The sequence below is a fragment of the Mycobacteroides franklinii genome, assembly GCF_001853795.1.
In the GTDB taxonomy this organism is placed as follows: Bacteria; Actinomycetota; Actinomycetes; order Mycobacteriales; family Mycobacteriaceae; genus Mycobacterium; species Mycobacterium franklinii.
The window spans coordinates 1,022,918-1,047,393 of the sequence record NZ_MLIK01000019.1 but is presented as its reverse complement, the minus strand read 5'-3'; the positions used below and the strand labels follow the sequence as shown (position 1 = coordinate 1,047,393).

Below are 24,476 nucleotides of genomic sequence, written 5' to 3'. Positions count from 1 at the left end.
GGCTAGCCGAGACGCGCGGGATCTCGGTAACGCTGCGCGTTCCGTGCGATTTCCCCGGGTTCTGGCAGCGGCTCCTCACTATCGAGGTAGACACCACCCGTGCGCAGGTTGTCTTCGACAATGAGCCAGATCCGCCGGACCAGACTCTCGATCAATCGCTCTTGAGAGGTCTCCCCCGGCTGATCGAGCCAGTAACTCACCGAGGTCTCGGCCATCCCCACGATGCACATCGCCAGCAGCTCGGCGTCGGTATCGACCCCAAACGCATCGAGATAGACGGCGAACACGCGCGAAAGATGCAGTCCCGCAGACATTTTGATATCTGCAATGGCGTCGGGTGCGTCCGAACCCTCCGAGAGGGAGCAGCGCGCAAGATACCGATACAGATTGCGATGCCCGACGAGAAAACGGACATACCCACCGATGCCCGCCTCGATGATCTGCGTCATCGACCCCAGCGGCTGCCATACGGGTGCAAGCTCGGCGATGATCATGTCACCGGCCCGCCGGGCCACGGCGCGCTGCAAGTCCACGGCGCCGTCGAAATGCCTGTAGAGCTTCGTTCTGGTGACCCCCACGTAGACCGCGATCTGCTCCGTAGACGTCTGCGGTCCGTGCTCGGCGATGGCGGCAAGGGCGGCCTCGACGAACTCGGCCCGGCGCCGTTCGCGCTGGCCATCCCACCTACCAGCGGGGAGTTCTTGGCTTTCGGGCTGCACAAAGCTCACTCTAGCAATGGGGTGGTACGTCACGTACCATGTGACCCACCGAACATGTCATCACCCGACTTCGACTAGAGCGCGAGCTGAATTCCATGACCGACGTACAGATCGAATCCCCCGTCGACCAGGCCCTGCAGGATTTGGCCGAAGGCGAAAAGAACTGGGCCGAAACCTCTTTGGCGCGGCGCTTGCAGCTGCTGGCGGACACACGTCAACGCGTGATCGACAACGCGCGGCAGTGGGTGCAGGCCGCGGCGTTCCAGATCAAGAAGCTCGACCCGGAATCCCCGCTGGTCGGCGAGGAATGGATCTCGGGCCCCTACGCCGTCGCGGGCGCCCTTGCCGCCCTGATCGCCAGCCTCGAACAGCTTCAGGCCGGGCACAGCCCGCTGCGCGAGGCCACGTTCGGTGTCACCCCCGGTGGCCGTACGACGGTTTCGGTCTTGCCGCTCAACATCTTCGACAGCCTGCTGCTGTCCGGATTCAGTGCCGAGCTGTGGTTGCAACCCGGCGTGGACCAGGCTGAGGCACTACGCACCGCGGGCCTGGCACAACGCGACCCGAGCCACACGAACGGGGTCGGCGCGGTGCTCGGCGCCGGCAACATCACCTCGATCGCTCCCCTGGACACGCTGTATGAGCTGTTCGCCAACAACCGAGTGGTGGCGCTCAAGCTCAACCCCATCACCGATCCGCTGCTGCCGGTGTTTACCAAGGTGCTGCAGCCCTTCATCGACATCGGCGCGGTACGGATTCTGACCGGCGGGGCAGATGTCGGCACCTACCTGGTGCACCACCAGCTGGTCGACCACGTCCACATGACCGGCAGCTCGATCACCCACGACGCGATCGTGTTCGGCACCGGCGAGGAGGGCGCGCAGCGCAAGGCCGCCAACCAGCCGGTTCTGGACAAGGCCATCACCAGCGAGCTGGGCGGCGTCTCGCCCACCATCGTCGTGCCCGGCGAGTGGAACTCCTCGGACATCGAGTTCCAGACCCGTCATATCGCCACCCAGCGCCTGCACAACAACGGCTACAACTGCATCGCTTCGCAGGTCGTGGTGCTCTCGAAATCATGGCCGCAACGCGAGGAGTTCCTCGCCGCGCTGCGCAAGGCCGTCGATGAGGCGCCGCCCCGTCCCGCCTACTACCCCGGATCCGATGATCGGGTGGCCGGCGCGCAGCAGTCCTATCCGGACGCCGAGCGACTCGGCCAAAACGGTGCGCGCGTGCTCGTCGTCGATCCCGAGGATCGCACAGCCCTGCTGCGCACCGAATACTTCGGGCCGGTCCTGGGTGTCATCGAACTCGATATCGCCAACGACCCGGACGGAGCCGAGTTCATGCGCGAGGCGACGCGGGTCGCCAACGAGGAATTCGTCGGAACTCTCGGCGTGAACGTACTGGCGCACCCCGACACCATCGAGCAGCTGGGATCGCAATTCGATGCCCTGATCGAGGACCTGCGGTACGGCACCGTCGCCATCAACGCCTGGACCGGCGTGGGTTACCTGACCCCCGCCGCCACCTGGGGCGCATTCCCCGGCCACGTCCTCAACGACGTGCAAAGCGGAATCGGTGTGGTGCACAACGGGTTCCTGGTCGAAAAGCCGGAACGTACCGTGGTGCGCGGACCTTTCCGGCCCTTCCCACGGTCCGTGGTGCACGGCGAGTGGGCGCTGTCCCCGAAGCCGCCGTGGTTCGTGAGCAATGCCACAGCGGCGGGCACCGGCGAACTGCTGGTCAACTTCGCCAGTAAGCCCAGCCTGCTGAAAGTCCCCCGGATCTTCATCTCCGCGCTACGGGGCTGACACGAATCACCTTGTGCGCCACGGTCTACATGCGGCGTAGTGTCGAATCATGGCCGAGGCAGACACCCGCTGGACAAAGATCGACGACTACCTGGAGCGCACCGTCGCTACCGACGCTGCCGAGTTGAACCACATTCGGCAGGCACAGGAGGACGGCGGGCTGCCGGATATCGCGGTGTCGGCGACACAGGGCAAGTTCCTGTATCTGCTGGCCACGATCGCCAAGGCCCGCAGGGTGCTGGAGGTCGGGACGCTCGGCGGGTACAGCACCGCGTGGCTCGCCAAGGCGGTCGGACCCGAGGGCGCGGTGGTGACCCTCGAATTCGATCCCAAGCACGCCGCCGTCGCCCAGGCCAGCCTGATCGAGGCGGGCCTCGGGGACCGGGTACAGGTTGTGGTGGGCGCTGCCCTGGACTCGCTGCCCGCCGTCGAGGGCCCGTTTGATCTGGTGTTCATCGACGCCGACAAGTCCAACAACCCGGGCTATCTGGACTGGGCGCTGCGGCTGACCCAGCCGGGAGCAGTCATCGTCGTGGACAACGTCATTCGCTGGATCTCCGAAGAGGGCCCGAATGCCGAAGGAACCCGCGAGGCGCTGGAGCGGCTGGGCTCTGATCCACGTCTGGATGCCACCGCGCTGCAGACCGTGGGCGTGAAGGGCTGGGACGGGCTGGCGATCGCGGTGGTGCGCTAGCGCGCACCCTCGCGGGCATAGACCGTCCGCAGAATGAATTCGACCTCCGGCCCCATCGCCAGCCCCGCCAACTCGGGATACAGCACGACGAAGTTGTGCCCGTGCGCCGGGCCGTCCTGCGGGCACAGGTGGTGCGCGAGCTCGTGCAGGATCACCAGTTCACGCATGGCCCAAGCGCTTCCATTGCGATCGTCGGGGACGGCGATGGCCGCTCGATCCCCGTCCCGCTCGTAGTGGGCCGCCGTCGCACCGCGCCGGGCACGCACCGTGACGGGCCCGGCGGACCATCTACTGCCCACGAGGGCCAGCACGTCATCGACATAGCGCTGCACCGATTCAACCGAAGCGAAACGCGCCTCGGGCGGGAGTGTCAGCCGGGTACCGAAAAAGTCGATATCGCGTTGGCTGTGGCCGGCCGCCCGTTCGAAGATGGTGCGCACGAACTCTTCGGCCGCGTACACCTTGGCGCGCTGCGTATCGCGAGGGCGCAGCTGATCGCTCAGTTTTTGTCCAATGCTGTTCGGGCACCGGCCAATTCCGGGCTCGCGCCCAGTCTGGCTCGTCGGCCCGCACGATCGCCAGCACGACGGGCATGCGACGAATACCCAGCCTGCGCACTCACCGCACGCCACTGCCCGCGCGCCATCGAGGCACCCTTGTAGAAGTCACGCAGCTCGATGTCCTTATCGCGCAGCACCAGTTCGGTCCCCGTACCACGTTTCTCGGTCTTGACGGCCTCGGCTCGCGCCTCCTGGCGCGCATCGGTCAGCCGCTGCCCCACCCGCGTGCCGAACGCCAACTGGAAGTTGAGGCGGGCCGTGATGGTGGGGGTGGGGCGGTGCGCCCCCGAGCTGATGTAGGCATCCGAAGCTCTGACCATCTGGACTACCAGGCTGGCGTAGAGCGCATGCACGGCATCGATGTCCTCGGCGAAGCCGTAGGCATACACATACGTGGAGTTGGACGCGACATCACAGGTGACGTCGTTCGCGCCGGCGATCAACGCGAAAAGGTTGACGTATGTCCGCAGGCCGCGGGTACCGGCCTCGCCGATGGTGATGGTGCGCTGGGTGGGCCGCGCCTGGGCGTCTCGCTTGGCCGAGTGCGCTCGGGCAACCGCCAGATCGATCGAGGTGGCGGTGGCCAGTCGCTGCGCCGCCGCCATGAAGGCCTCGGCCTCGTGCGCGTTGTCCGTGCCCTCGGCCTGACGGAGCAGGGCGGCGATCCGCGAGAGCTGCTTGTCCTCTGTCACGAAGGCCAGGTTAGGCGAGGGCGGCGACAGACGACGGCAGCAAGTACCGGGCGCATTCTGACAACCATGGTTGTCAAGTCGTTCGGGTTGTGTTTCGATTAGCCACACATGAGACACCGGGAGACAGTGGAGGCCGCGTGACCCTGCAGGAAAATGCCGTACTGCCTGCGGCTTACGCGGAGAATCTCTCGCACCCCGCACCGGCGCACACAAAGGTGCGCAATGTCCTTCGCCGCTGGACCGGGTTCGATCTCACGCCCCCGGAAGACGTGGTGCGCCAATACGGAGCGGGCCTGTGGATAACCGATCCGGTCGCCGAACGCTTCGTGGAAGAGATTTACTACGGGCAGATCGGCCCGGAGCGCGGGCGCGCCTTGCTGGACCGCGCGCTCAGCGAGGGAATCGACGCCGTCGAAGACGCCCCGGAATCGATGCGGGCGCTGTTTGCGGAGTTCGACACCCTGCCGCCCTGGGCCGACCCGGAGCTCATCGAGGCCGGGGCCGCGGTGTGGAGGCGGTGGGGCTACGACATGGGCTCCATCGCCAACGCGGGCACCATGGACACCTACACCGAGGGCTGGCTGGCGACCCCGCTCTCGCTGGCGGGCGGTTACGCGGGGCAAGGCGCGATGCACCGCCATCTGGAGACCAGCAGGTGGTGGCTGGAGTGTGCGCGGCCCGGCGCCGCCCTGGACCGGTACTCGGTTGCCCGGCAGATCACCATGAAAATCCGCGTCATGCACGTTTCGGTACGCCGCGGGGTCCGCAAGCACCCGGAATGGCGCCGCGAACAATGGGGTGAGCCCATCAGCCAATCGGAGATGCTGCTGACACTCATCGCCGGCAGTGTGGCGCCCGGACTCGGGTTGTGGGCAGTCGGCTATCTCACCACACGATCGGAAATGATTGCGGCCCTGCATTTTTGTCGATATCTGGGGTATCTACTCGGAGTGCGATGTGATGACATCTACCCCGAGACCGTCGCCGACGCGGTACGCATTCTGTACCACTTCGACGCCACCCGCGCCTATGACGGCGGAGAAGCCTCGCGCGAACTCGTCGAGTCGTTCGTCCCGTCCTTCACGCCGAGTCCCGGCTCGTCACCGGCGAATCGGCTACGGGGGCTGTTCCATCTGCAACTCCAGGCCGGATTCACCCGACTGTTCATGCTGCCGTGGAACCGCAAGCTCTATCAGATACCCAATGGCTGGCTGGGCACCGCGGCGCTCGTCGCACGTTTCCCGTTTGTCGCCGCAATCGAGCTCGCGCGTCATGCCGTGCCTGCGGTAGATCGGCGCTGGCAGCAGGGCAAGATGCGGCGCTGGGAACACTGGATCGACTGGCAGTCAGGTACGCACACCCACGACTTCCGCGATCTCTCGGATATGCGCCGCTAGCCGCCGACACGCCGCCTCACGGCGAACATGTGCGATACGAATCCGCCACAACGCGGCGTGTCGGGGGGTCAGGACAGACGGGCGTCGATCCAGCCGACGACCTCGTCGAGCACGAGGTCCTTCTCGAATTCGTTGAAGATCTCGTGGTAGAGGCCGTTCCAGATCTTCAGCGTCGCATCGGGCGCTGATTCGGCCAGCCACAGACTGCCCTCGGGCGCCGTCAGCCGGTCGTCCCCGCCGTGCATGGTCAGTACCGGACGCTTGAGACCGGCGGCGCGCTGCCGCATTGTCTTGCCCACGCCCAACAGCGCACGCCCGATCCCTGCCGGCACCCGGCCGTGGTGCACCAGCGGATCGGCGTTGTACGCGGCGATGATCGCCGGGTCGTGCGAGATCCCGTTGACATCCAGCTTGGTCACCGGCAGCCCGGGCGCCAGGCGTCCCACGACCGGAGCCACCAGCGTCAGCACGTACGGCAGCCCCACCTGGGCGGCGATGGCCGGCCCGGAGAGCACCATCAGGTCGTAGCGGTCCTGGTGGTCCGCACCGTAGACGAAGACGATTCCGCCGCCCATGCTGTGCCCCAGCACGATCCGCTTGAGATCGGGGTACTCACGCGCCGCGATGTCGACCAGGGTGCCGAAGTCGTCGGTGTACTCGGAGATGTCCCGCAGATAGACGCGTTTGCCTCCCGATCGGCCGTGACCACGGTGATCCAGGGCGTAGACCAGGTATCCGGCGTCATTGAATCGCCGGGCGACGTGGTCGTACCGGCGCGCGTGTTCGCCGAATCCGTGGGAGAGCACCACTACCGCGCGCGGCGATCCCGCCGGCGTCCAGGTGTCGTAGACGATCCGCACGTTGTCGGCGCCGTCGAAGGCGCGCTGTACCCGAGATCCGCTCACGGTGGAAACTCTACGGAACTGCCGAACCCGCCAACATCAACTAGAACACGTTCTAGTGTGGGCGCATGGGATTCCTCAAGCCCACGCTGCCCGTCGTCGATGTCGCCGAATGGAGCAAGGGAACTCGCGCCGAGAAGATCCGCCCCATGGCCCGGCATTGGGCCGAGGTGGGCTTCGGGACGCCGGTCGCCTTGCACCTGTTCTATGTGTTGAAGATCGGCCTATACGTCTTGGGCGGCTGGCTATTCGCCGTGGTCTCGACGGACGGACTCGGGCTCACGGAATACTCCGCACCCGTCGTCTTCCAGAAGGTGGTGCTCTACACCATGCTCTTCGAGGTCATCGGCCTCGGATGCGGGTTCGGACCACTCAACAACCGTTTTTTCCCGCCCTTGGGCTCCATCTTGTACTGGCTGCGCCCCAACACTATTCGCTTGCCTCCCTGGCCCCGCATCCCGCTCACCAAGGGATCGGGACGCACCCCTGTCGATATCGTGCTCTACGCCGCCTTCCTGGGCATGGTCCTGTTCGCCCTGCTGTCCCAGCCCTCCGCAGCCGGCTTGCTGCCCACCTGGCAGACGGCCACCATCCTCGGGCTGCTGGCCATCACCGGCCTACGTGACAAGGTGATCTTCCTGGCAGCCCGCGGCGAGGTGTACGGCACACTCACCGTGACCTTCCTGTTCACCGGGGCCGACATGATCGTGGCCGCCAAACTCATCTTCCTTGTCATCTGGATCGGCGCGGCGACCTCAAAGCTCAACCACCACTTCCCCTTTGTCATTTCGACGATGATGTCCAACAACCCGCTCATCCGCGCCAAGCGGCTCAAGCGCGCGTTCTTCGAGAAGTTCCCCGATGACCTACGTCCCGGGCGCCTGTCACGCTTTGTCGCACACGTGAGCACCGCGGTCGAAGGCCTGGTGCCGATCGCACTGTTCTTCAGCCATGGCGGCTGGGTAACCACCACCGCGGCCATCGTCATGGTGTGTTTTCACCTGGGCATCCTGACCGCCATCCCGATGGGCGTGCCGCTGGAGTGGAACGTATTCATGATCTTCGGCGTGCTGTCGCTGTTCGTCGCGCATGCGAACGTCGGCCTGGGCGACATGACGCACCCCGTGCCCGTGCTGCTCCTGTTCGTGCTCAGCGCTGGTGTCGTCGTCGCCGGAAACCTGTTGCCCCGCAAGATCTCCTTCCTGCCAGGTATGCGGTATTACGCCGGAAACTGGGACACCACATTGTGGTGCGTCAAACCGTCGGCGAGCGCGAAGATCGACAAGGGGATCGTCGCCATCGCGAGCATGCCGCAGGCACAGATGGAGCGCTACTACGGCACCGAGCAAGCGCCGCTGCTCATGTACATCGGCTACGCGTTCCGTGCCATGAACACACATGGGCGGGCCATGTTCACGCTCGCGCATCGCGCCATGGCGGGGCAGAACGAAGATGACTACGTCATCACGGATGGCGAACGCATCTGCAGCACCGCCATCGGCTGGAACTTCGGTGATGGACACATGCACAACGAGCAGCTGATCGCCGCGATGCAGGAACGCTGCCAGTTCGAACCGGGCGAGGTCCGCATCGTGCTGCTCGACGCCCAACCCATCCATCGGCAGACCCAGCAATATCGGCTTGTCGATGCTGCCACCGGCGAATTTGAAAGTGGCTACGTGCGGGTGGCCGATATGGTGAACCGCCAGCCCTGGGATGACGCGCTACCCGTGCACGTCAACCCGGCCTAACCACCTGACATGTGTCGGTGGACCGGACTATTCTCGCGGCCGTGACGGCACAAGCCATCGAGGATGAATTTCTTTCGCACACCGAACAATATCGGCGCGAGATTCTGGCCCATTGCTATCGGATGACGGGGTCCATCCACGACGCCGAAGACTTGGTGCAGGAGACCTACCTGCGCGGGTGGAAAGCGTACGACCGGTTCGAGGGCAAGTCGTCGGTGCGCACCTGGCTGTACCGTATCGCGACCAATACCTGTCTGACGGCGCTGGAGGGCAAGCAGCGCCGGCCCCTGCCGACGGGATTGGGAGCCCCCAGCGCCGATCCGCTCGATGAACTGGATGAGCGCACCGAGATCCCGTGGCTGGAACCACTGCCCGACGATGCCACCGATCCCGCTGCCATCGTGGGTTCACGAGAGTCGGTGCGCTTGGCATTCGTCGCGGCATTGCAGCATCTGCCCGCCAAACAGCGCGCGGTGCTGGTGCTGCGCGAGGTGTTGCAGTGGAAGGCTCAGGAGGTCGCCGACGCGATCGGTTCCAGCACCGCCGCGGTGAACAGCCTGTTGCAGCGCGCCCGCGCTCAGCTGCAGGAGGTGTCGCCGCAGGAGGAAACCCTGCTGGAGCCCGGGGACCCGATGCTGCGGGAACAGCTTCGCCAATACATCAACGCGTTCGAACGTTACGACGTCGATGCGATCGCGAAAATGTTTACCACCGAGGCGATTTGGGAGATGCCGCCGTTCACCGGTTGGTATCGGGGCGGGCCGAGTATCGCCGCACTCATCAAGGAACAGTGCCCCGCCGAAAAGGCCGGCGATATGCGTCTCATCGAAACGTCCGCCAACGGTCAGCCCGCCGTCGGTCTCTACATGCGTGAGGGCGACGGGGTGCACCGTCCGTTCCAGATGCACGTTCTGGACGTCACCCCAGACGGCGTGGCGCATGTGGTGTGCTTCTTCGACCTCTCGTTGTTTGAAAAGTTCGGTCTACCAACCGAACTCCCCGACTAGCCGCCTCGACGACCAACCGGTTACCGCTGGGCGAGGCTCCCGGGGAACAAGTACTGGTCCGCGGGCCGGGTCACGCTGTGGAACCAGGCAGTGAAGAACCCGGACAGGTCCTTACCCGTCACCTTCTGCACATACGCCTCGAACTGCGGCCAGGTGGCGTTGCCCCACTTGTGTTCGGACGGCCAGGTTCGGAGGATCTGCAGGAATGCCTTGTCCCCGATGGTGCGCCGCAGCGCATGCAGCGCCAGCGGTCCCTTGCCGTACACGCCCAACGGGTTGAATACCTGGTCCGCGCTGCATTCCGTGCCGCCCGGGCACATGTCGTAAAGCAGGTTTCCCCAGACCTTGTCGTCGTCCCACACCTTGTCGACGGTTTCGCGATAGTGCTTGTCGATCGACTTGCCTTCCTTCTCCTCCGACCACATCCACGGCAGATAGGAGGCGAAGCACTCATTGAGGCAGATGTCCCGCCATTGCTCGACCGACACCACGTCGCCGTACCACTCGTGGGTGTTCTCGTGCACCACCACCGCAAGTCGCTTGTCGTCCTCGACATCCCGGCTGAATGTGTAGTACGGGCGGGTCTGAGTTTCCAGGGCGCTGAACGCGATGTCCTCACGGATCGGGTCGGCGAAGATGCCACCGGCGGCCACGTGGGGGTACTTGCCGAGCTTGGACTCCAGGAAGCTCAGTATCTCGGGCAGTCGTGCCTCGGCATTGCCCGAACCGGCGTCGGGCGCAAACGCGCTCACGACGGGAGTGCCGCTGGGCAAGGTGGACCGGAACACCGAGAAGTGATCCACCGCAAACGGAACCAGGTACATGGCAACGGGATTCGGCTCATTCCAGGTCTTGGTGGTCCAGCCACCAGACTCGACGGCCTTCCCTTCTCTGCCACCGCCCACCGCAATCCAGGAGGACGGCACCGTCGCAGTGAGCGTGAACGGGGCCTTGTTCACCGGGGTGTTGTTCGACGGATACCAGTTCTCGGCTCCATCAGGCTCCCCGCCCTTGGCATAGCCGCCGCTGGTGCTGCGGACCCAGCCGGGCAACGCGCCGAGACCGCGCTTTTGCGCCTCCTGTTGCTCGTTGAAGGCGTAGTCGACCGTGGTGCTGAAGGAGCTGCCGGTGCGGATGCCCTTTTCCGGGGTGACGGTCATTTCGTGCTCGCCGCTGAACTCGGTGGTGGCGGGCCGGCCGTCCACCGAAGCCGTCGCGGTTCCCAGATCCGAAAAGTCCAGGTTGAAGCTCGACAGATTCTGGGTGGCGGCGGCACTGATCACCATCGTGCCGTGTACGTCGGTGGTCTCGGGGTCCACCCGCAGCGTCAGGTCGTACTGGGTGACGCGATAGCCGCCGTTGCCGTCCTGCGGGAAGTAACTATCAATGCCGGTGGGCGATCCGGGGGTGAAGGCGTCGGTCGCGTACGCGGGCGCCGCACCCGCGCTGCCGGCGGCTAGGAACACCGCTACTGCGACGGGTACCCCGAGAATCCTGTGTGTCATGTGAACCTTACGTAGAGCGAGCCGGTATGACTCCAGAGGAAGACTCTACGTAAGGCATCACCGATCGCGGGTAGCTACTGCAGGTGCGCCGGGTCCATCCAGCTGACCTCCCACACGTGACCGTCCAAGTCGCGGAACGAGCGCCCGTACATGAAGCCCAGTTCCTGCGCCGGCATCCAATCCACACCACCGGCGGCCAGTGCCGCATCTGTCAGCTCGTCCACCCCGTCACGGCTGTCTGCCGAAACGCACAGCAGTACTTCGCGATTCTTCGAGGTGTCGGCGATGTCGTCGGCGATGAATCCGCGGAATCGGTCTTCCTCCAGCATCATCACCCAGCTCTGCTCGTTGATCGCCATGCAGAGGGTGTTCTCGTCACAGAACTGGTCGTTGAAGGAGAAACCGAGGTGATCGAAGAATTTGCGGCTAGCCGCGGCGTTGGCGATGGGAATGTTGACGAACAACATGCGGGACATCGGGTCTCCTCGATACAGGACGGCGGCATTTCCACCGTTTCACCTGTATTGACAGCGCTGCGCCCAGAAACTCATCGCCGTTTCCATGCTCAGCACAACGATCTATTGCTGCTGTTGCGGCGGCGGGTTCAGACGGTCGAAGGCCCCTCGGATATTGGGCACGTTCCGCGCCTGCGGATCGTCCAGTTCGAAGTACTCGGCCTCGGTGAACCCGAACCAGCCCGCGACGAGATTGGACGGCACCGTCTGCACCTTGGTGTTGAGCGCCCGCACATTGCCGTTGTAGAAACGCCGGCCCGCGGCAATGCGGTCTTCGGTGTTGGCCAGCTCGCTCTGCAGTGCCACGAAGTTCTGAATCGACCGCAGTTGCGGGTAGCTCTCGGCGATGGCGAAGAACCGCCCCAACGCTCCGGAAAGCTGCTGCTCGGCCTGCGACTGGGCGGCGACCCCCTGATGCGTCGCCGAGACCTCGCGCGCGAGGTTCCGGGCAGCGGTTACCTGCTGCAGCGTGTCCCTCTCGAACTGGGCTGCCGCGCTGGCTGTTTCGATGAGGTTGGGAATGAGGTCGTGTCGGCGTTGCAGCTCCACGTCAATCTGCTTCCACGCCTCCTGCACCAGATTGCGAATTCTGACGAACCCGTTGTACGTGGTCAGGAGCCAAAGTCCGATCACCAGGGCAATGAATACTGCGATGACGCTCACGATCAGAACTGGGGTCATTTCCTTCTCCTAGTGTTGTTCCCACGCGTAGGCAGGCACGGGTTCGAGAGTATCGATCAGGTACTGCACCTCGCCGGTGATCCTTTGTTCGTCGAGCTTGCCCCGGCGCCACGTCAACAACCGGCTATTCTCGAATCGCAAAGGCTGGGAATACCTTTGATCGGCCAGCATTCGTTCCATGGTGCGCGGATTGAGCACGTCATAGGCGAACCGTTCCGGTGTGGCCTTGATTTTGAACTTCTTGTTGAACTCGTCGGACTCGAATTCCAGATCCGTAAAGCCAACGGCGCGAGCCAGTCCCGCGAACACGCCCTCGCGCTTGATCTCCAGCCGGTATGACGACGGCGGTGTGACGATGGCCGTCACCATGAACTCATAGGTCTGTGTGCTCTGTTGCTCGCCCGAACCGGTGGTCACCTTGTACGAGTACTGGAAGGACACGAAGTCGTGTCCGCCGATCGAGCCGTTGAAGACATCTTGCGCGGTGCGGCTGTGCCCCTGCCTAAACGGCTCGCCCTCGGATAGCGCCACCAGGCTCTGATCGTCAGGTGTGTATGTCCAGCCCTGTGTCTGAGCCCAGGATGCCAGCTTGGCGATTCGCTTCTTGCGCATCCTGGCCAAGAGAAACCACAACCCGCCGAAGACCAGCGCGAAGAAGCCAAGGCCCGCCAATATCGGCACACCTGCTGACACGATTCCCCCTCGCCACCTGTTGCCCCTGCGCCCATCGTACCGGGACACTGAAGGTTGCCCGTTAGCTCGACGAAACCCGCACCCCCGGCGCTCCGGAACGGCAGGATCGGCATATGCAATTCACCCAGTGGCTGCACCGTGCCTTGCAGCAGGACCCGAGCCGCCTCATCACGATCCACCAGGGTCGGGAGCGCACCGTGGAGCAGTTCGCCGACCGTGTCGCCCGCTTGGCCGCCGGGCTTCGAGCCCACGGTGTCCAGCCCGGAGATCGCGTGGGCATGCTGTCTCTGAACTCTGACCGCTACGTCGAGTACCTCACCGCGGTGCCGTGGTTGGGCGCCGCACTGAACGCCGTCAACATCCGGTGGAGCCTTGCCGAGATCGGTTACTCCCTGCGGGAGTCCGGCACCCGGGTGTTGCTGGTGGACGACGCGTTCAAGGCCGCCCCCGCGCCGCTGCGCGCGGCCTGCGCATGCCTGGACACCGTCATCTACTGCGGTGACGGTCCGGTACCCGAGGACATGATCGGGTACGAGGATCTCCTGTCCGCGCACGATCCGATCGAGGACACCCGCGCTGGCGGCGACAGTCTGCTCGGCGTCTTCTACACCGGCGGCACCACCGGAAATCCCAAGGGCGTCATGTTGTCTCACAACAACGTGCTGACCTCCGCGATGGGGTCACTGTCCACCGGCAACTTCCTGACGCGCGGCGGCCGACTGCTGCATTCGGCGCCGATGTTCCACATGGCCGACTTCAGCGCCGTGATGGCGGGGAACCTCTCCGGTTCCACCCATGTGATCGTCCCCTCGTTCACTCCGCAGGGGGTGCTGGATACGATCGTCGAACACGATGTGCAGGATATGCTGTTGGTGCCCACCATGATTCAGATGCTGGTGGACCATCCGGGAGCCGCTCAGCTCGACCTCAGCGGAATCCGCACCATCACCTACGGAGCCTCGGTGATCTCCGAGGCGGTATTGCAGCGCGCCAAGCACGTGTTCCCCAATGCCCGATTCACCCAGGCCTACGGCATGACCGAGGTGTCGCCCGTGGCAACACTGCTTCTTCCCGACGATCACGACGACCCGGCACTGCTGCGTTCGGCGGGACGGGCGGCTCCACATTGCGAGGTGAGGATCGTCGACCCGGACCACAACGAGGTGCCGCGCGGTGAGATCGGCGAGGTAATCGTTAAGGGCGACAACGTCATGCTCGGCTACTGGGAGCTCCCCGAGGAATCGGCTACCGCCATCCGGAACGGGTGGATGCACACCGGCGACGCCGGACGGATGGATGATCGCGGGTATGTCTTCATCGTCGATCGCATCAAGGACATGGTGGTAACCGGCGGCGAGAACGTCTACTCGGCCGAGGTAGAGAACGCGCTGGCCAAGCATCCGGCGGTGGCGGCCTGCGCGGTAATCGGCATCCCCGACGAACGATGGGGCGAACGCGTGCACGCCGTCGTCGTCAGACAGGCCGAAGCCGACTGTTGCGGGGACGACCTGACGGAGCACTGCCGCGAGCACATCGCCAACTACAAGGTGCCGCGTAGCTTCGAGTTCGTCGACGAGCTCCCCTTGTCCGGTGCGGGCAAGATCCTCAAGCGTGTGCTGCGTGAGAAACACTGGGAGAGCCACGACGCCGGGGTGTCCTAGTCGGGTATGTGCTCGGCGACCGTGAGCCGGAATCGGAACTGACTCATCGCACCATCGACGACGACAACCCAGCCGTCGGCCGTGCGGAAGCGCGCGCGTCCCTGAGGGCTCATGGGATGCCGCGGGGCGTACGACGACGAGAGTTTCTCAGCGAGCCGTTCGGCCGCGCCGCGTTCGTCGCCGGCCGCTCGGATCGCCGTCAACTGCCATTCCCGGTACTCCCTCGAGCCGACCTGTTCCTCGATCAATACGTTCCATCGCGCGTTCGTCATGCGCACATCGTCCGCCGCGGCGGGCCTCAGCGCATGGATGACAAGACCTCATAGCTGTGCATAGGTCGTAGTCAAAGCCACTGTTGACCCGCTGACCACGCACTTTTAGAACGCGTTTCACTTTTCGCCGAGAGCCGCTATCCTCGTCCACGAGAGTGATCTGGTTCACGTGTATCTGGAAGGACTAGCCAGTCAATGAAGACAAAAGGCGCGCTGATTCGCGAGCTCAACAAGCCGATCGTCGTCGAAGAGATCACGTTCGGTGATCCGGCCGAGGGCGAAGTCCAGGTCCAGCTGCACGCCGCCGGCATGTGCCACTCCGACTACCACGTACTCACCGGCGCCACCCCGATGGAACTGCCCGTGCTGCCCGGCCACGAGGGCGCGGGTGTCGTCACCAAGGTCGGCAAGGGTGTCACCTCCGTTCAGGAGGGTGACCACGTCATCTTCGCGTTCATCCCGGCCTGCGGTAAGTGCCCGCCCTGTATGCGCGGTTACCGATCGCTGTGCGACCGTGGCGCAATCCTGCTGGGCGGCAAGGCTATCGCCGACGGCACCAACCGCATCCACGCGGGTGACACTCCCGTCTCCGCGATGAACCTGCTCGGCACTTTCTCGCCGTACGCCGTGGTCCACGAGGATTCAGTCGTCAAGATCGACGACAGCGTGCCCTTCGAGTCGGCCGCGCTGCTCGGCTGCGCCGTGCCCACCGGGTTCGGCTCCGCCACCAACATCGCCGAGGTCAAGCCCGGCGAGGACGTCATCATCATCGGGGTCGGTGGAATCGGCATGAGCGCCCTACAGGGCGCCGTCGTCTCCGGCGCCCGCTACGTCATCGCGATCGACCCGGTGCCGTGGAAGCGTGAGCAGGCCCTCAAGTTCGGCGCCACCCACGTCTATGCGTCGATGGCCGAGGCCATCATGCCGGTTATGGACCTGACCTGGGGAATCATGGCACAGAAGACCATCATCACGGTCGGCGAGATGAAGGGCGAATACATCGAAGAGGCCATGATCCTCACCGCCAAGACCGGCACCTGCGTGGTCACCGGCATGGGCGCCATGGTCGACGTGGACGTGAAGTTCAACCTGTTCCTGTTCACCATGTTGCAGAAGACACTGAAGGGCAACATCTTTGGTGGTGGCACCACGCACACCGAGACCCCGCGTCTGGTCGGCCTGTACAAGCAGGGCCTGCTCAAGATCGACGAGATGATCACCACCACCTACAGCCTGGAGCAGATCAACGAGGGTTACCAGGACATGCTTGACGGCAAGAACATCCGCGGCGTCATCAAGTACACCGAAGCCGACTGGTAGGCCCCTTCTTTCCCCGCGAGCAGGCGCTCAGTCCTCGTCAAGACACACTTTTCCTAGGACTGAGCGCCTGTTCGGCATACTTGGGTAATGGACATCCGCCGCGCAAGCGATCGGCTCGCGACCAAGATCTCGTGGCTGGATTCCAAGCACTCGTTTTCGTTCGGCGAGCACTACGACCCGCACAACACCCACCATGGGCTACTACTGGTCAACAATGACGACATCGTGCTTCCGGGCGCCGGGTTCGAGACGCATCCTCACCGCGATATGGAGATCGTCACCTGGGTGTTGCAAGGTTCGTTGGTACACCAGGATTCCGAGGGCAATTCCGGGGTGATCTATCCCGGTCTGGCACAGCGGATGTCGGCCGGTACCGGCATTCTGCATTCGGAGAAGAACGACTCCTGGCGGCTGTCCGGCGAGCGGCACTCCGATCCGGTGCGCTTCATCCAGATGTGGGTGACCCCGGACGACTCCGGAATCGATCCCGGTTACCAACAACTCGAGATAGACCACGAGTTACTCCGCGGCGGGCTGGTGACCGTGGCCTCCGGGATGCCACGGCATCGGGATCAGACAGCGATCACCATCGCCCAAAAGAACGCCGCGCTGCATGCGGCACGCATCGCCGCCGGCGACAGCGTCGAACTGCCCGCCGCACCATTCCTGCATCTCTTCGTCGCCCGCGGGGCCGTGACCATTGAGGCCGCCGGTGAGCTGACCGAGGGAGATGCCGTGCGCCTCACCGACACCGGCGCCTTACGAGTCACCGCGACCACCGATGCCGAGATCTTGGTCTGGGAGATGCACACCCGCTTAGGGGGCTAGCCGAGTATTACCCGGCTGGCGGGATGCAGCTAGACCCCTACTTCGGCGGGTCAACGGGGAGCGTGGGCCCACCGTACGGCGTGGGAATGGTGAAGCGGCCCTTGGGAGTTGGATCGGCCATCCGGCCCAGGTCGGCACCCAACGGCGGACTGGCCGTGTCATCGTCGGCCGGCCGTGGAGCGTTCTTGGCACCGCGCACCAGCACCGCGGGGTCCTGATCTCGGCAGTAGCCCGCATACAGGAAAGGCTCCGGGTAGTCCGCGGCCGATACCGCGGTGCGTGGGTATCCGTAGTCGCAGGTGTATCGCGGATAGATGTCGGCGACGGCCCAAACGCCATGGTCGTAGAACGTGTTGGCGACCGCCTCGATCACCGATCCACGGTACGAGGGGAACAACGCGTTCAGCGCCGGCACGCGCACGTAGGACAACTGCGCCACCGTGGTGAGATTCCCCAACAGCTGCGCCATATTGTCGGAGTTGTCCGCAATCACCGCATCGGTAGTGGCCAACGGCCCCGGAACCCTGTCGATCAGCGTACGAAAACCGCCATCCATCCGCGCCACACCGTTCAAGGACCGATTCAGACCCCGCGTGGTGGTGGCGAGACCATTGTTCATTTCCGCGAACGAGGACAGCGTCACGCGGCTCTGCTTGAGCACACTCACCGTCTGCGGAAGCACGGAATCCAATGTGGACAAAAGGAATACACCACCGTCGATGATATCCGTCATCTTGCGCGGCGCCTCGCGGGAGAGATGCAGTTCCTTCTTGATGAGCTCCAGCTTCTTGGTATCAGCCTGCGCCAGTGCACCATCGGCATTGGCGAGTAGTTTCGCCAACGAAACAGGAACCGTCGCTTCCCCGCGCGCGATCACACTGCCATCACTCAGATACGGGCCCGCAGTGGTCACCGGCGCGAAGTCCACATATTGCTCGCCTCCCGCAGAAAGGCCCGACACGCGCACCGGGCTTCCCACCGGGATCTTGACCGAGGACTCGATATGAACCACCGCGACCGGTCCCCGAGGCGACGGAGTCACCGACTCGACCCGGCCTATCCGCAAACCACGCAGCGCCACATCCTGATTGGGGATCAACCCACCGGATTCGGGCAGCTCGATCGACACCTGATAAGTCGAAGCGAAGGCGCTGGCACGCAACGCGCCAACGGCCAGGTAGGTGCACGCCACCCCCAGCGTGAGAGCCAGCGCCAGCCCCGACAGCCAGAAGCGGTTGCGGTGGCCCAATTTCACGGTGTCGACCACCGCGTTCGCCAATGTTCTGATCATCGCGGCGGTCCTTGAGGCACGGGCACGGCACCCGGTACCGGTTCGATCACACCCGGCTCGGTCGGGCTGGGCCGCATAGGAACTGTCGGGACATCGGGTCCCTGACCCACCACGCGCTCTTGCAGGCGCCACAGGGTGTACTTGAACGAGCCGACAAGTTTGGCCCAGTCATAACGCTTCGGGCCATGCAGCCCCGGATCACCCTTGTATCCGATATCGGGAATGGACCCGAGGGCAATCTTGTCGATCGACACCCGGGCCGCGAACGCCGATCCCGCCATGATTTTGATGATCGGCGGCATCAACCGGTTCAGGGCGGCAAGGCTGGTGTCCGGGCTGACGGCGATGTCGTTGAACGAGGCCGACAGGGTATTGAAGTCGGCGATGACGCTTCGGCCGCTGTTGTCGGTGCCCGCGATCGACGGGAACTTGGAAAGCTGCTTTGTCACCGCGCCTACCTGGTCGGCCAGATCGGCGATGTGGGATGCATTGGCCGACAGCGTGTCGGTGGCGGGTGCGGCCGCCACCAACAAATCGGAGAGCGCCTCATGCCGTGTATTCATCTCGGAGGCAAGCTGTGCGGTATCGCGCAGTGCGGAATCCAGCTGACCGGATCGGGCGTTGAGCGTGCCCAACAATCGATTCGACTTGCCGATCAGGTCTCCGAACGCCTGGCCGTTGGGTCCCGTCGCGCGACCGAGTCCATTGACCGTGCCGGTGAGATTGCGCACCGCACCACCGTTGACAATGATCGCCGCCGAACTCAGAACCGCCTCCACGGTCGCGGCAGCTGTTGTCGAATCGAGCCCGAAGGTGTCCCCGTCGCGCAGGAGCGGCGCGTTGGGGTCAGCCGGCCGGGGCGGTTTCAGTGCGACAAACACGTCTCCCAGCGGTGTCGCGGTGCGCAATTCCACCGTCGTCCCCTTGGGGATCTCCACATCCGAGCGGATCCGCATGGTGACCACTGCGGTGTAGTTGGTGGTGCTCATGGAGTCGACTTCGCCGATATCGGCACCGCCCAACTTCACCTTGGCACGCGACGGCAAGTTCAAGATGTTGGTGAACATTGCCGTCAAACCATAGGAACCACCTGTCATGCCCGGCGCCGGAAGCGGCAGGCTGGCAAGACCGCTGGTGCCGCATCCACTGGTCAGCAGCACGGCAATGGTCACCGCGGGCGCGGCCAGTTTTCGTAGTCTGTTCATTTCTGCCCCATCGCCGCGAGACCGTCGAGCACATAGGTCAATCCGAAATCGGGTCCGTAGTCCTGCAAAGTTCCGGTGCTGCAACCAAGTTGGCGCAGGCCCATCAGATTGCAGATCTCCTTGGCGGCCTGTGTGTCGAACAGCAGCCTGTCCGCCGGGACATGGGCGCGCACCACATTGTTGACCGGATCGATGATGTTGTAGACGTTGTCGGCCATCAGCGGAAGCAGATCGAACCCTTCGGAGAGTTCACGCCGGTTGTCGTACACCGCCTGGGCGATCTGACCAGAATTTGCCACCGAATCCTTGATGGCATCCCGATTCTGCTCGAGAAGTGAACCTGCTTGCAGGAGAATGTTATTCAGCTGCTTGCCGGTGGTGCCGGATCCGAGCTGTTCCTCGTCGAGCACCTGGGACAACTGCCGCACCGTCGAGGAGAACCCGCGGATGTTCTGGTCATTGCGTGCCGCGGCCTCGAAAAGTGAGCTGAGGCGGGTGATGATCTTGGTCAGCTGGTCCCGGGTCATCGCGCCGCCGTCGGCACTCAATCGAAGTGCCTTGGCCAGTTCATCCAGGGATGACGTCATCAGTTCGCCGTTTCCGGACAATGCGTTGGCGCTGTTGTTCACCACGTCCGCGAGTGGTCCGCCGCCCTTACCGTCGCCCTTGAGTGCCTTCGAGAGCCTGTCAACCATCGCCAGCACCCGGTCGAATTCCACGGGCGTTTTGGTGCGGTCCAGCCCGATGATGTCGCCGTTCTTGAGTGTCGGTCCACCGCGGTAGACCGGGGTGAGTTCGATGTGCCGGTCGGTCAGGATCGAGGACGACACCGTGACGGCCTTCGCATCGGCCGGCACCTTGACCTTCGAGTCGACCGTGAACTCCACCTCCATGTAAGTGCCGCGTGAGGTGATCTTGGTGACCTTACCTATGGGCATGCCCAGCACCGACACCTTGTTGTCCGGATACAGACCGGATACGGACTCGAACTGCGCCGTGATGGTCAGCCTGTTGCTCCGCTCACGCAGATAGGTCCATCCGAAGGACGCCACCACCACCGCGGCCACCAGCGCCAGTGCCCCCGCGACCCAGATGATTCGTCGCGTCTTGGTACTCAGTGGTGTGCTCATTTGCAGTCCTTGAAGTACGGGATCATGTTGAACTGCTTTGCTCTTCCGCTGATCGCACACATCCATGAATCCACCGCGAGACCGCCGGGCGCACTGAGCTCAAGTGCGTTGCCATAGCCCGTGAGGTTGGTGAAGTTGCGGGCCGCGACCGCGGTCACCTGCAGGAGACTCCGGAACAAGTCATCGTGACCACCGATCAACTTGCTGAAGGTCTTCACATCGGCGATCAGTGCATCGACGGCCCGCCTGTCTTTCACCACGATCTTGCTCAGCACGGTCACCAGCTCGTTGACCGCCCGCATCATCGAGTGGAAACTCGCTTGTCGAGAGACGAATTCACCCAGCAGGTCTCGTCCCTGGACAATCAGCTTGCCGATATCCCCCTGCTGCCGGTACAGGGTGCCCGACACCAACTCCGTGCTGGACAGCAGCGTGCCGATCTGATCACGCCGATGTGAGATCACCGAGGACAGCGTGCGGATGTTCTCCATGGCCTGGGGTAGCACCGGAGGCAGGCCCTCCAGTTGTTTGGCCAAGATCTCCATGGACTCCGCGATCTTGTTGGCGTCGACCTGTTCGAACGTCGACGTGGCGTCCTGCAGTGTCGCCTGTAGATCGTACGGAACCTCGGTGTGCGCCAGATCTATTCGACGGTTCGGCAAGACACCGTCACCACCGTTGCGCAGTTCCACGTATTGATTACCGAGAATCGTGGTGATCTTGATGGCCGCCTTGGCATCCTTGCGGAGTTTGATGTCATCGCGGACCCGCATGCCGACCTCGATGCGGTCGCCCACCAACTCGACGCTGGTGACCTCCCCCACCGATACTCCCGCATAGGACACGTTGGCACCCGGTTGCAGCGACGCCGCCTGTAGAAACTCCCCGGTGTAGTGGCTGTAACCAACACCGATCACCTTCACCAGCAGCATTGCCCCGACCAGGGCGCCGATGACCGCGAGCGCGATCGCGCCCAACCACGTCTTGTTGTAGGTCTCGACGGGACGTCGCGAAATACGCTGCCACACACTGGGTTTATCCATCTGCCAGGTTCCTGCACTTCGGGGTGTACTGGGCCTTGTTGCCGGGAGTGGCGGCGTTCACGATGATCGGTACGACGTCGTTGAGTCCGGGGAAGAACCCTGTGATGTTGAGGTCGCAGACATATCCGTTGATGAAGGCACCTTCTTGGGTGGTCCGCGCGACTCCCTTGAGGAGCAGCGGCAGGTTATCCCCGGCGAAGGCCAGCTGCGGCTCGACGGTGTTCAAGTGGCTGACGAATCCCGGTTCCCGGTGCAGTATCTCGTTGAGCTGCGGATATACCGTGTCCGAGATCTTCGACAGCCTGCGCACGGCGAACGCCGTCGAACCAACCGAATCGACCAATGCCGCGCGTCGATTGTCCAGAATCGCGACCATCTCGCGGGTGTGCGTCAACACGGTGTCCAGGTTTTTATTCTGCCCAGCAAGGGTTTTCGTCAAACCGTTGAGATTGGTGATCACATCGTCGAGCACCTTGTCTCGACCTGCGAAGGTCTCGGTGAGTTGCGATGTCTGGTCCACCAGCCCGACGATCGAGCCGGTATCCCCCTGCAGCGACTTGACGACACCTTCGGTGAGGTTGTCGACCTGCGTGGGGTCGAGCACGCTGAATAGGGGCTCGAACCCGTGCAGCAGCATGCCGATATCGAACGAAGGCTCCGTCTGCTCCACGGGAATGACGCTTCCCGGCTTGAGCCGATCGGTGCTTCCGGTCTTGCCCAACGACAACCCGAGATAACGCTGACCCACGATGTTTTGGTAGGTGATCGTGGCAATCGTGTTGCCGTACAACGACTGCCCCGTCTCAACCCGGAAGTCCACTTTGGCCAGGTCACCGGCAATGGCCACGGATTCGACGCGGCCAACGCGTACACCCGCGATCCGGACGTCGTCCCCATCGCGCAATCCGGTCACGTCCGTGAACATCGCGGCGTAGCTGTTGGTCGACCCTGCGACTTCACGCCGCAGGGTCGCATATACGAGCCACGTCATGGCCAGCGCGATCACCATGAACACCGATAGCCCGATCAACGGACCGCGAAACTTCATCGCTGCCCTCCTGCTGAGACTTGCTGGGCAATAACGGGTTTGGTACCCCGCGCAACCGGACCCAGCAGCAGCTGAGTGGACGAATTCGCCTCGCCTCCGGTGATCAGACCCAACTGCTCACGCTCGCTCCTACTGCCGACGGGACCAACGGCCCCGCCGAACGAGGCCGGCGCGGTCGCCCCGGGGGCGGGAACACCCGGGCTACCCGGCGGAGGCTCGGCATCACCCGGGTCGGCCGAACCCGGCACCCGCGGGGATGGGTTGGGCTGCCACCACGGCAAGGGCGGATTGGGGTCCTGCAGATTCGGGTACGGGTTATGCAGTGGAGGTCCGGTCACGATCAGGTTCCCATCCGGCCCGACCTCGGTGCCCGGCGGCGGCGCCAGATCGGGCGGCGGCTTGTAGTTCTGCGGGAGCAACGTTTCCGGAAGGTCGGGACGGACTACGAGCTCCGGTGCGGTGTAACAGCTCGGCCCCTTCAGTTCCCCGTATTGCGGGCAGTCGGCGCGTGTATACATCGTCGACGGCGTGAACGACAGGACTCCGCGGATGTTGACGACGTCCTTCTCCGGGTCCCACACATCGCTGAAGAACTTGTCGGAGAACACCTTCAGCCGTGTGGCGATCGGCAGGAAGTGCACGGAATTCTGGGCAAGCACACCAATGACCGGAGTCAGCTTGGTGGTGATGTCGATCATGCGATCGGTCTGGTTGTCCAACGACTGCCGCAGCGTGCCCGTCGTATGCAATCCGGCGTTGAGCAGCGTCTGCAATTGCTCACGCTTTTCGGCAAGCGTCTGCATGGGCTTGATGGCCTGGTGCAGCGCATCGACAAGCTCCGGGGCTGTCGTCTGTAACCCCTTGGTCGCGTTGAGGAGCGCCGAAAGGGTCGACGGGCCGGTATCGGTCGCGACGATGTCGTTGAGTTGGTCGATGATCCGGGTCAGCTGCCCGGCCGCGTTCAGCAGCGTCGCGCGACGTCCCTCTGTCGCCGCGGCGATGACGGCGAAGATGCCCACCGAATCGTCATCACGGCCGCGCCCGTTGGCCAGCAGGATGTCACGCAGCTTGCTGATGGTTGTCTGGAACAACACCGTGGGCAGCTCGGTCTCTTCGGCGATGACGGTTCCGTCGGTGATCGCGGCACCGGGGCCGTGATCGACCAGCTCCACCGAGGAGACCGCGAAGACGTTACTGGGGACCACGCGGGCGGTGACCGACCGCGGAACCGTTTGCGCCAAACCGGGTTTCAGGTCGATATGAACGACGTTGGGCCTGCCCCGCTGGGACGGAGTCACATCGTCCACCGCGCCGACCAGTACGCCTTGATATTTGACGTCCGATTTGGCGGGGAGGCCATCGCCGACATTGGTGAGCTCGGCGACTACCCGCACATAGTTTTCGAACCTGCCGGTCGACTTGATCACCAGAGCGGTGCCGACCAGCGCGGCCACGACGGCCATCGCCACGCCGCACAGCAGGAGTTGCCGGTCCGACGGTCCCCGGCCATCCGTCTCAAAGGAATTGGGCACGCTGGCCTGCCCTGGTGTTCCCTACGCGCGCGCCGGCACGGCGCCACTGCAGGATGTGCAACACCACCCGATCCCTTTCGTCAGCAAACAAAACCCGCCATTCAAGCGGATTCGGTCACACCAGCCCCCCGATGTGATGGCAATTACAGGAATGTACAGTACTTCTAGTTTCACGTTTCGCTCTTGACTAAACTTTTCTGAATCCAGATTCATATT

The 24,476-nt window shown here is 63.8% G+C and carries 23 protein-coding genes; 8 read left to right on the top strand and 15 right to left on the bottom strand.

From position 1 onward, the window contains the following. Window positions 1-2 precede the first annotated feature (2 nt). Window positions 3-728 carry a TetR/AcrR family transcriptional regulator gene (locus BKG76_RS12820; RefSeq protein ID WP_109420719.1) on the bottom strand — a complete coding sequence of 242 codons (726 nt, stop codon included), beginning with the start codon at window positions 726-728 and terminating at the stop codon, window positions 3-5. An 86-nt stretch (window positions 729-814) separates the two neighbouring features. On the opposite strand from BKG76_RS12820, the gene BKG76_RS12815 reads away from it, so the two are divergent. Together BKG76_RS12815 and BKG76_RS12810 are read left to right on the top strand one after the other, a co-directional pair. Further along, window positions 815-2,533 carry an aldehyde dehydrogenase family protein gene (locus tag BKG76_RS12815; protein ID WP_070937974.1) on the top strand — a complete coding sequence of 573 codons (1,719 nt, stop codon included), beginning with the start codon at window positions 815-817 and terminating at the stop codon, window positions 2,531-2,533. 49 nt (window positions 2,534-2,582) lie between these two features. Further along, on the top strand, window positions 2,583-3,227 hold the full coding sequence (locus tag BKG76_RS12810) for an O-methyltransferase (RefSeq protein ID WP_070937973.1): 645 nt from the start codon (window positions 2,583-2,585) through the stop codon (window positions 3,225-3,227). On the opposite strand, the gene BKG76_RS12805 is transcribed toward BKG76_RS12810, so the two are convergent. Further along, complete coding sequence (locus BKG76_RS12805) at window positions 3,224-3,718, bottom strand: TIGR04338 family metallohydrolase (RefSeq protein WP_070939185.1); 495 nt, start codon at window positions 3,716-3,718, stop codon at window positions 3,224-3,226. The genes BKG76_RS12810 and BKG76_RS12805 overlap by 4 nt on opposite strands. 8 nt (window positions 3,719-3,726) lie before the next feature. After that, entirely contained in the window at window positions 3,727-4,479 is a 753-nt protein-coding gene (locus BKG76_RS12800; RefSeq protein WP_070937972.1) for a DUF2786 domain-containing protein, read from the bottom strand. Window positions 4,480-4,616: 137 nt separating this feature from the next. On the opposite strand from BKG76_RS12800, the gene BKG76_RS12795 reads away from it, so the two are divergent. Continuing rightward, a complete protein-coding gene (locus BKG76_RS12795) occupies window positions 4,617-5,876 on the top strand; it encodes an oxygenase MpaB family protein (RefSeq protein WP_330220042.1) in 1,260 nt (419 codons plus the stop codon). Window positions 5,877-5,944: 68 nt separating this feature from the next. Here BKG76_RS12795 and BKG76_RS12790 read toward each other — a convergent pair whose 3' ends face one another. Next, complete coding sequence (locus tag BKG76_RS12790; RefSeq protein ID WP_070937971.1) at window positions 5,945-6,781, bottom strand: alpha/beta hydrolase; 837 nt, start codon at window positions 6,779-6,781, stop codon at window positions 5,945-5,947. Window positions 6,782-6,846: 65 nt separating this feature from the next. Between BKG76_RS12790 and BKG76_RS12785 the strand changes: the two genes are divergently transcribed. Next, window positions 6,847-8,529 (top strand): DUF3556 domain-containing protein, encoded by a 1,683-nt coding sequence (locus BKG76_RS12785; RefSeq protein ID WP_070937970.1) that lies wholly within the window; start codon window positions 6,847-6,849, stop codon window positions 8,527-8,529. 41 nt (window positions 8,530-8,570) lie between these two features. Next, on the top strand, window positions 8,571-9,536 hold the full coding sequence (locus BKG76_RS12780) for a sigma-70 family RNA polymerase sigma factor (protein WP_070939183.1): 966 nt from the start codon (window positions 8,571-8,573) through the stop codon (window positions 9,534-9,536). Window positions 9,537-9,556: 20 nt separating this feature from the next. Here BKG76_RS12780 and BKG76_RS12775 read toward each other — a convergent pair whose 3' ends face one another. From BKG76_RS12775 to BKG76_RS12760, 4 genes are all read right to left on the bottom strand, one after another. Continuing rightward, window positions 9,557-11,041: a M1 family metallopeptidase gene (locus BKG76_RS12775; RefSeq protein WP_070937969.1), complete on the bottom strand. Its 1,485-nt coding sequence runs from the start codon at window positions 11,039-11,041 to the stop codon at window positions 9,557-9,559. A gap of 74 nt (window positions 11,042-11,115) precedes the next feature. Continuing rightward, window positions 11,116-11,517, bottom strand: a complete 402-nt coding sequence (locus tag BKG76_RS12770) for a VOC family protein (RefSeq protein ID WP_070937968.1) — start codon at window positions 11,515-11,517, stop codon at window positions 11,116-11,118. A 102-nt stretch (window positions 11,518-11,619) separates the two neighbouring features. Further along, a complete protein-coding gene (locus BKG76_RS12765) occupies window positions 11,620-12,237 on the bottom strand; it encodes a LemA family protein (RefSeq protein WP_070937967.1) in 618 nt (205 codons plus the stop codon). 9 nt (window positions 12,238-12,246) lie between these two features. Further along, window positions 12,247-12,930, bottom strand: coding sequence for a DUF3137 domain-containing protein (locus BKG76_RS12760; RefSeq protein ID WP_070937966.1), 684 nt, complete (start codon window positions 12,928-12,930; stop codon window positions 12,247-12,249). Between the two features lie 113 nt (window positions 12,931-13,043). On the opposite strand from BKG76_RS12760, the gene BKG76_RS12755 reads away from it, so the two are divergent. Further along, window positions 13,044-14,591, top strand: coding sequence for a long-chain-fatty-acid--CoA ligase (locus tag BKG76_RS12755; RefSeq protein WP_070937965.1), 1,548 nt, complete (start codon window positions 13,044-13,046; stop codon window positions 14,589-14,591). Here BKG76_RS12755 and BKG76_RS12750 read toward each other — a convergent pair. Next, the gene (locus BKG76_RS12750) at window positions 14,588-14,863 is read right to left on the bottom strand and encodes a hypothetical protein (RefSeq protein WP_070937964.1); all 276 of its coding nucleotides are present in this window, start codon (window positions 14,861-14,863) and stop codon (window positions 14,588-14,590) included. The genes BKG76_RS12755 and BKG76_RS12750 overlap by 4 nt on opposite strands. 195 nt (window positions 14,864-15,058) lie before the next feature. Between BKG76_RS12750 and BKG76_RS12745 the strand changes: the two genes are divergently transcribed. Together BKG76_RS12745 and BKG76_RS12740 are read left to right on the top strand one after the other, a co-directional pair. Then, the gene (locus BKG76_RS12745; RefSeq protein WP_070937963.1) at window positions 15,059-16,183 is read left to right on the top strand and encodes an NDMA-dependent alcohol dehydrogenase; all 1,125 of its coding nucleotides are present in this window, start codon (window positions 15,059-15,061) and stop codon (window positions 16,181-16,183) included. Between the two features lie 87 nt (window positions 16,184-16,270). Further along, the gene (locus BKG76_RS12740) at window positions 16,271-17,011 is read left to right on the top strand and encodes a pirin family protein (RefSeq protein ID WP_070937962.1); all 741 of its coding nucleotides are present in this window, start codon (window positions 16,271-16,273) and stop codon (window positions 17,009-17,011) included. A gap of 37 nt (window positions 17,012-17,048) precedes the next feature. Here BKG76_RS12740 and BKG76_RS12735 read toward each other — a convergent pair whose 3' ends face one another. Genes BKG76_RS12735 through BKG76_RS12710 form a run of 6 tightly spaced genes read right to left on the bottom strand, consistent with a single transcriptional unit; the run spans window position 17,049 to window position 24,260 of the window. Further along, on the bottom strand, window positions 17,049-18,302 hold the full coding sequence (locus tag BKG76_RS12735) for an MlaD family protein (protein ID WP_070937961.1): 1,254 nt from the start codon (window positions 18,300-18,302) through the stop codon (window positions 17,049-17,051). Further along, window positions 18,299-19,507 (bottom strand): MlaD family protein, encoded by a 1,209-nt coding sequence (locus BKG76_RS12730; RefSeq protein ID WP_070937960.1) that lies wholly within the window; start codon window positions 19,505-19,507, stop codon window positions 18,299-18,301. The genes BKG76_RS12735 and BKG76_RS12730 overlap by 4 nt, the downstream gene beginning before the upstream one ends. Beyond that, window positions 19,504-20,637, bottom strand: a complete 1,134-nt coding sequence (locus tag BKG76_RS12725) for an MCE family protein (RefSeq protein WP_070937959.1) — start codon at window positions 20,635-20,637, stop codon at window positions 19,504-19,506. Before BKG76_RS12725 ends, BKG76_RS12730 begins: the two co-directional genes overlap by 4 nt. After that, entirely contained in the window at window positions 20,634-21,680 is a 1,047-nt protein-coding gene (locus tag BKG76_RS12720; protein WP_070937958.1) for an MlaD family protein, read from the bottom strand. The genes BKG76_RS12725 and BKG76_RS12720 overlap by 4 nt, the downstream gene beginning before the upstream one ends. Continuing rightward, the gene (locus BKG76_RS12715; protein ID WP_070937957.1) at window positions 21,673-22,728 is read right to left on the bottom strand and encodes an MCE family protein; all 1,056 of its coding nucleotides are present in this window, start codon (window positions 22,726-22,728) and stop codon (window positions 21,673-21,675) included. Before BKG76_RS12715 ends, BKG76_RS12720 begins: the two co-directional genes overlap by 8 nt. Continuing rightward, window positions 22,725-24,260, bottom strand: a complete 1,536-nt coding sequence (locus tag BKG76_RS12710) for an MlaD family protein (protein WP_070937956.1) — start codon at window positions 24,258-24,260, stop codon at window positions 22,725-22,727. Before BKG76_RS12710 ends, BKG76_RS12715 begins: the two co-directional genes overlap by 4 nt. Between the last annotated feature and the right edge of the window lie 216 nt (window positions 24,261-24,476).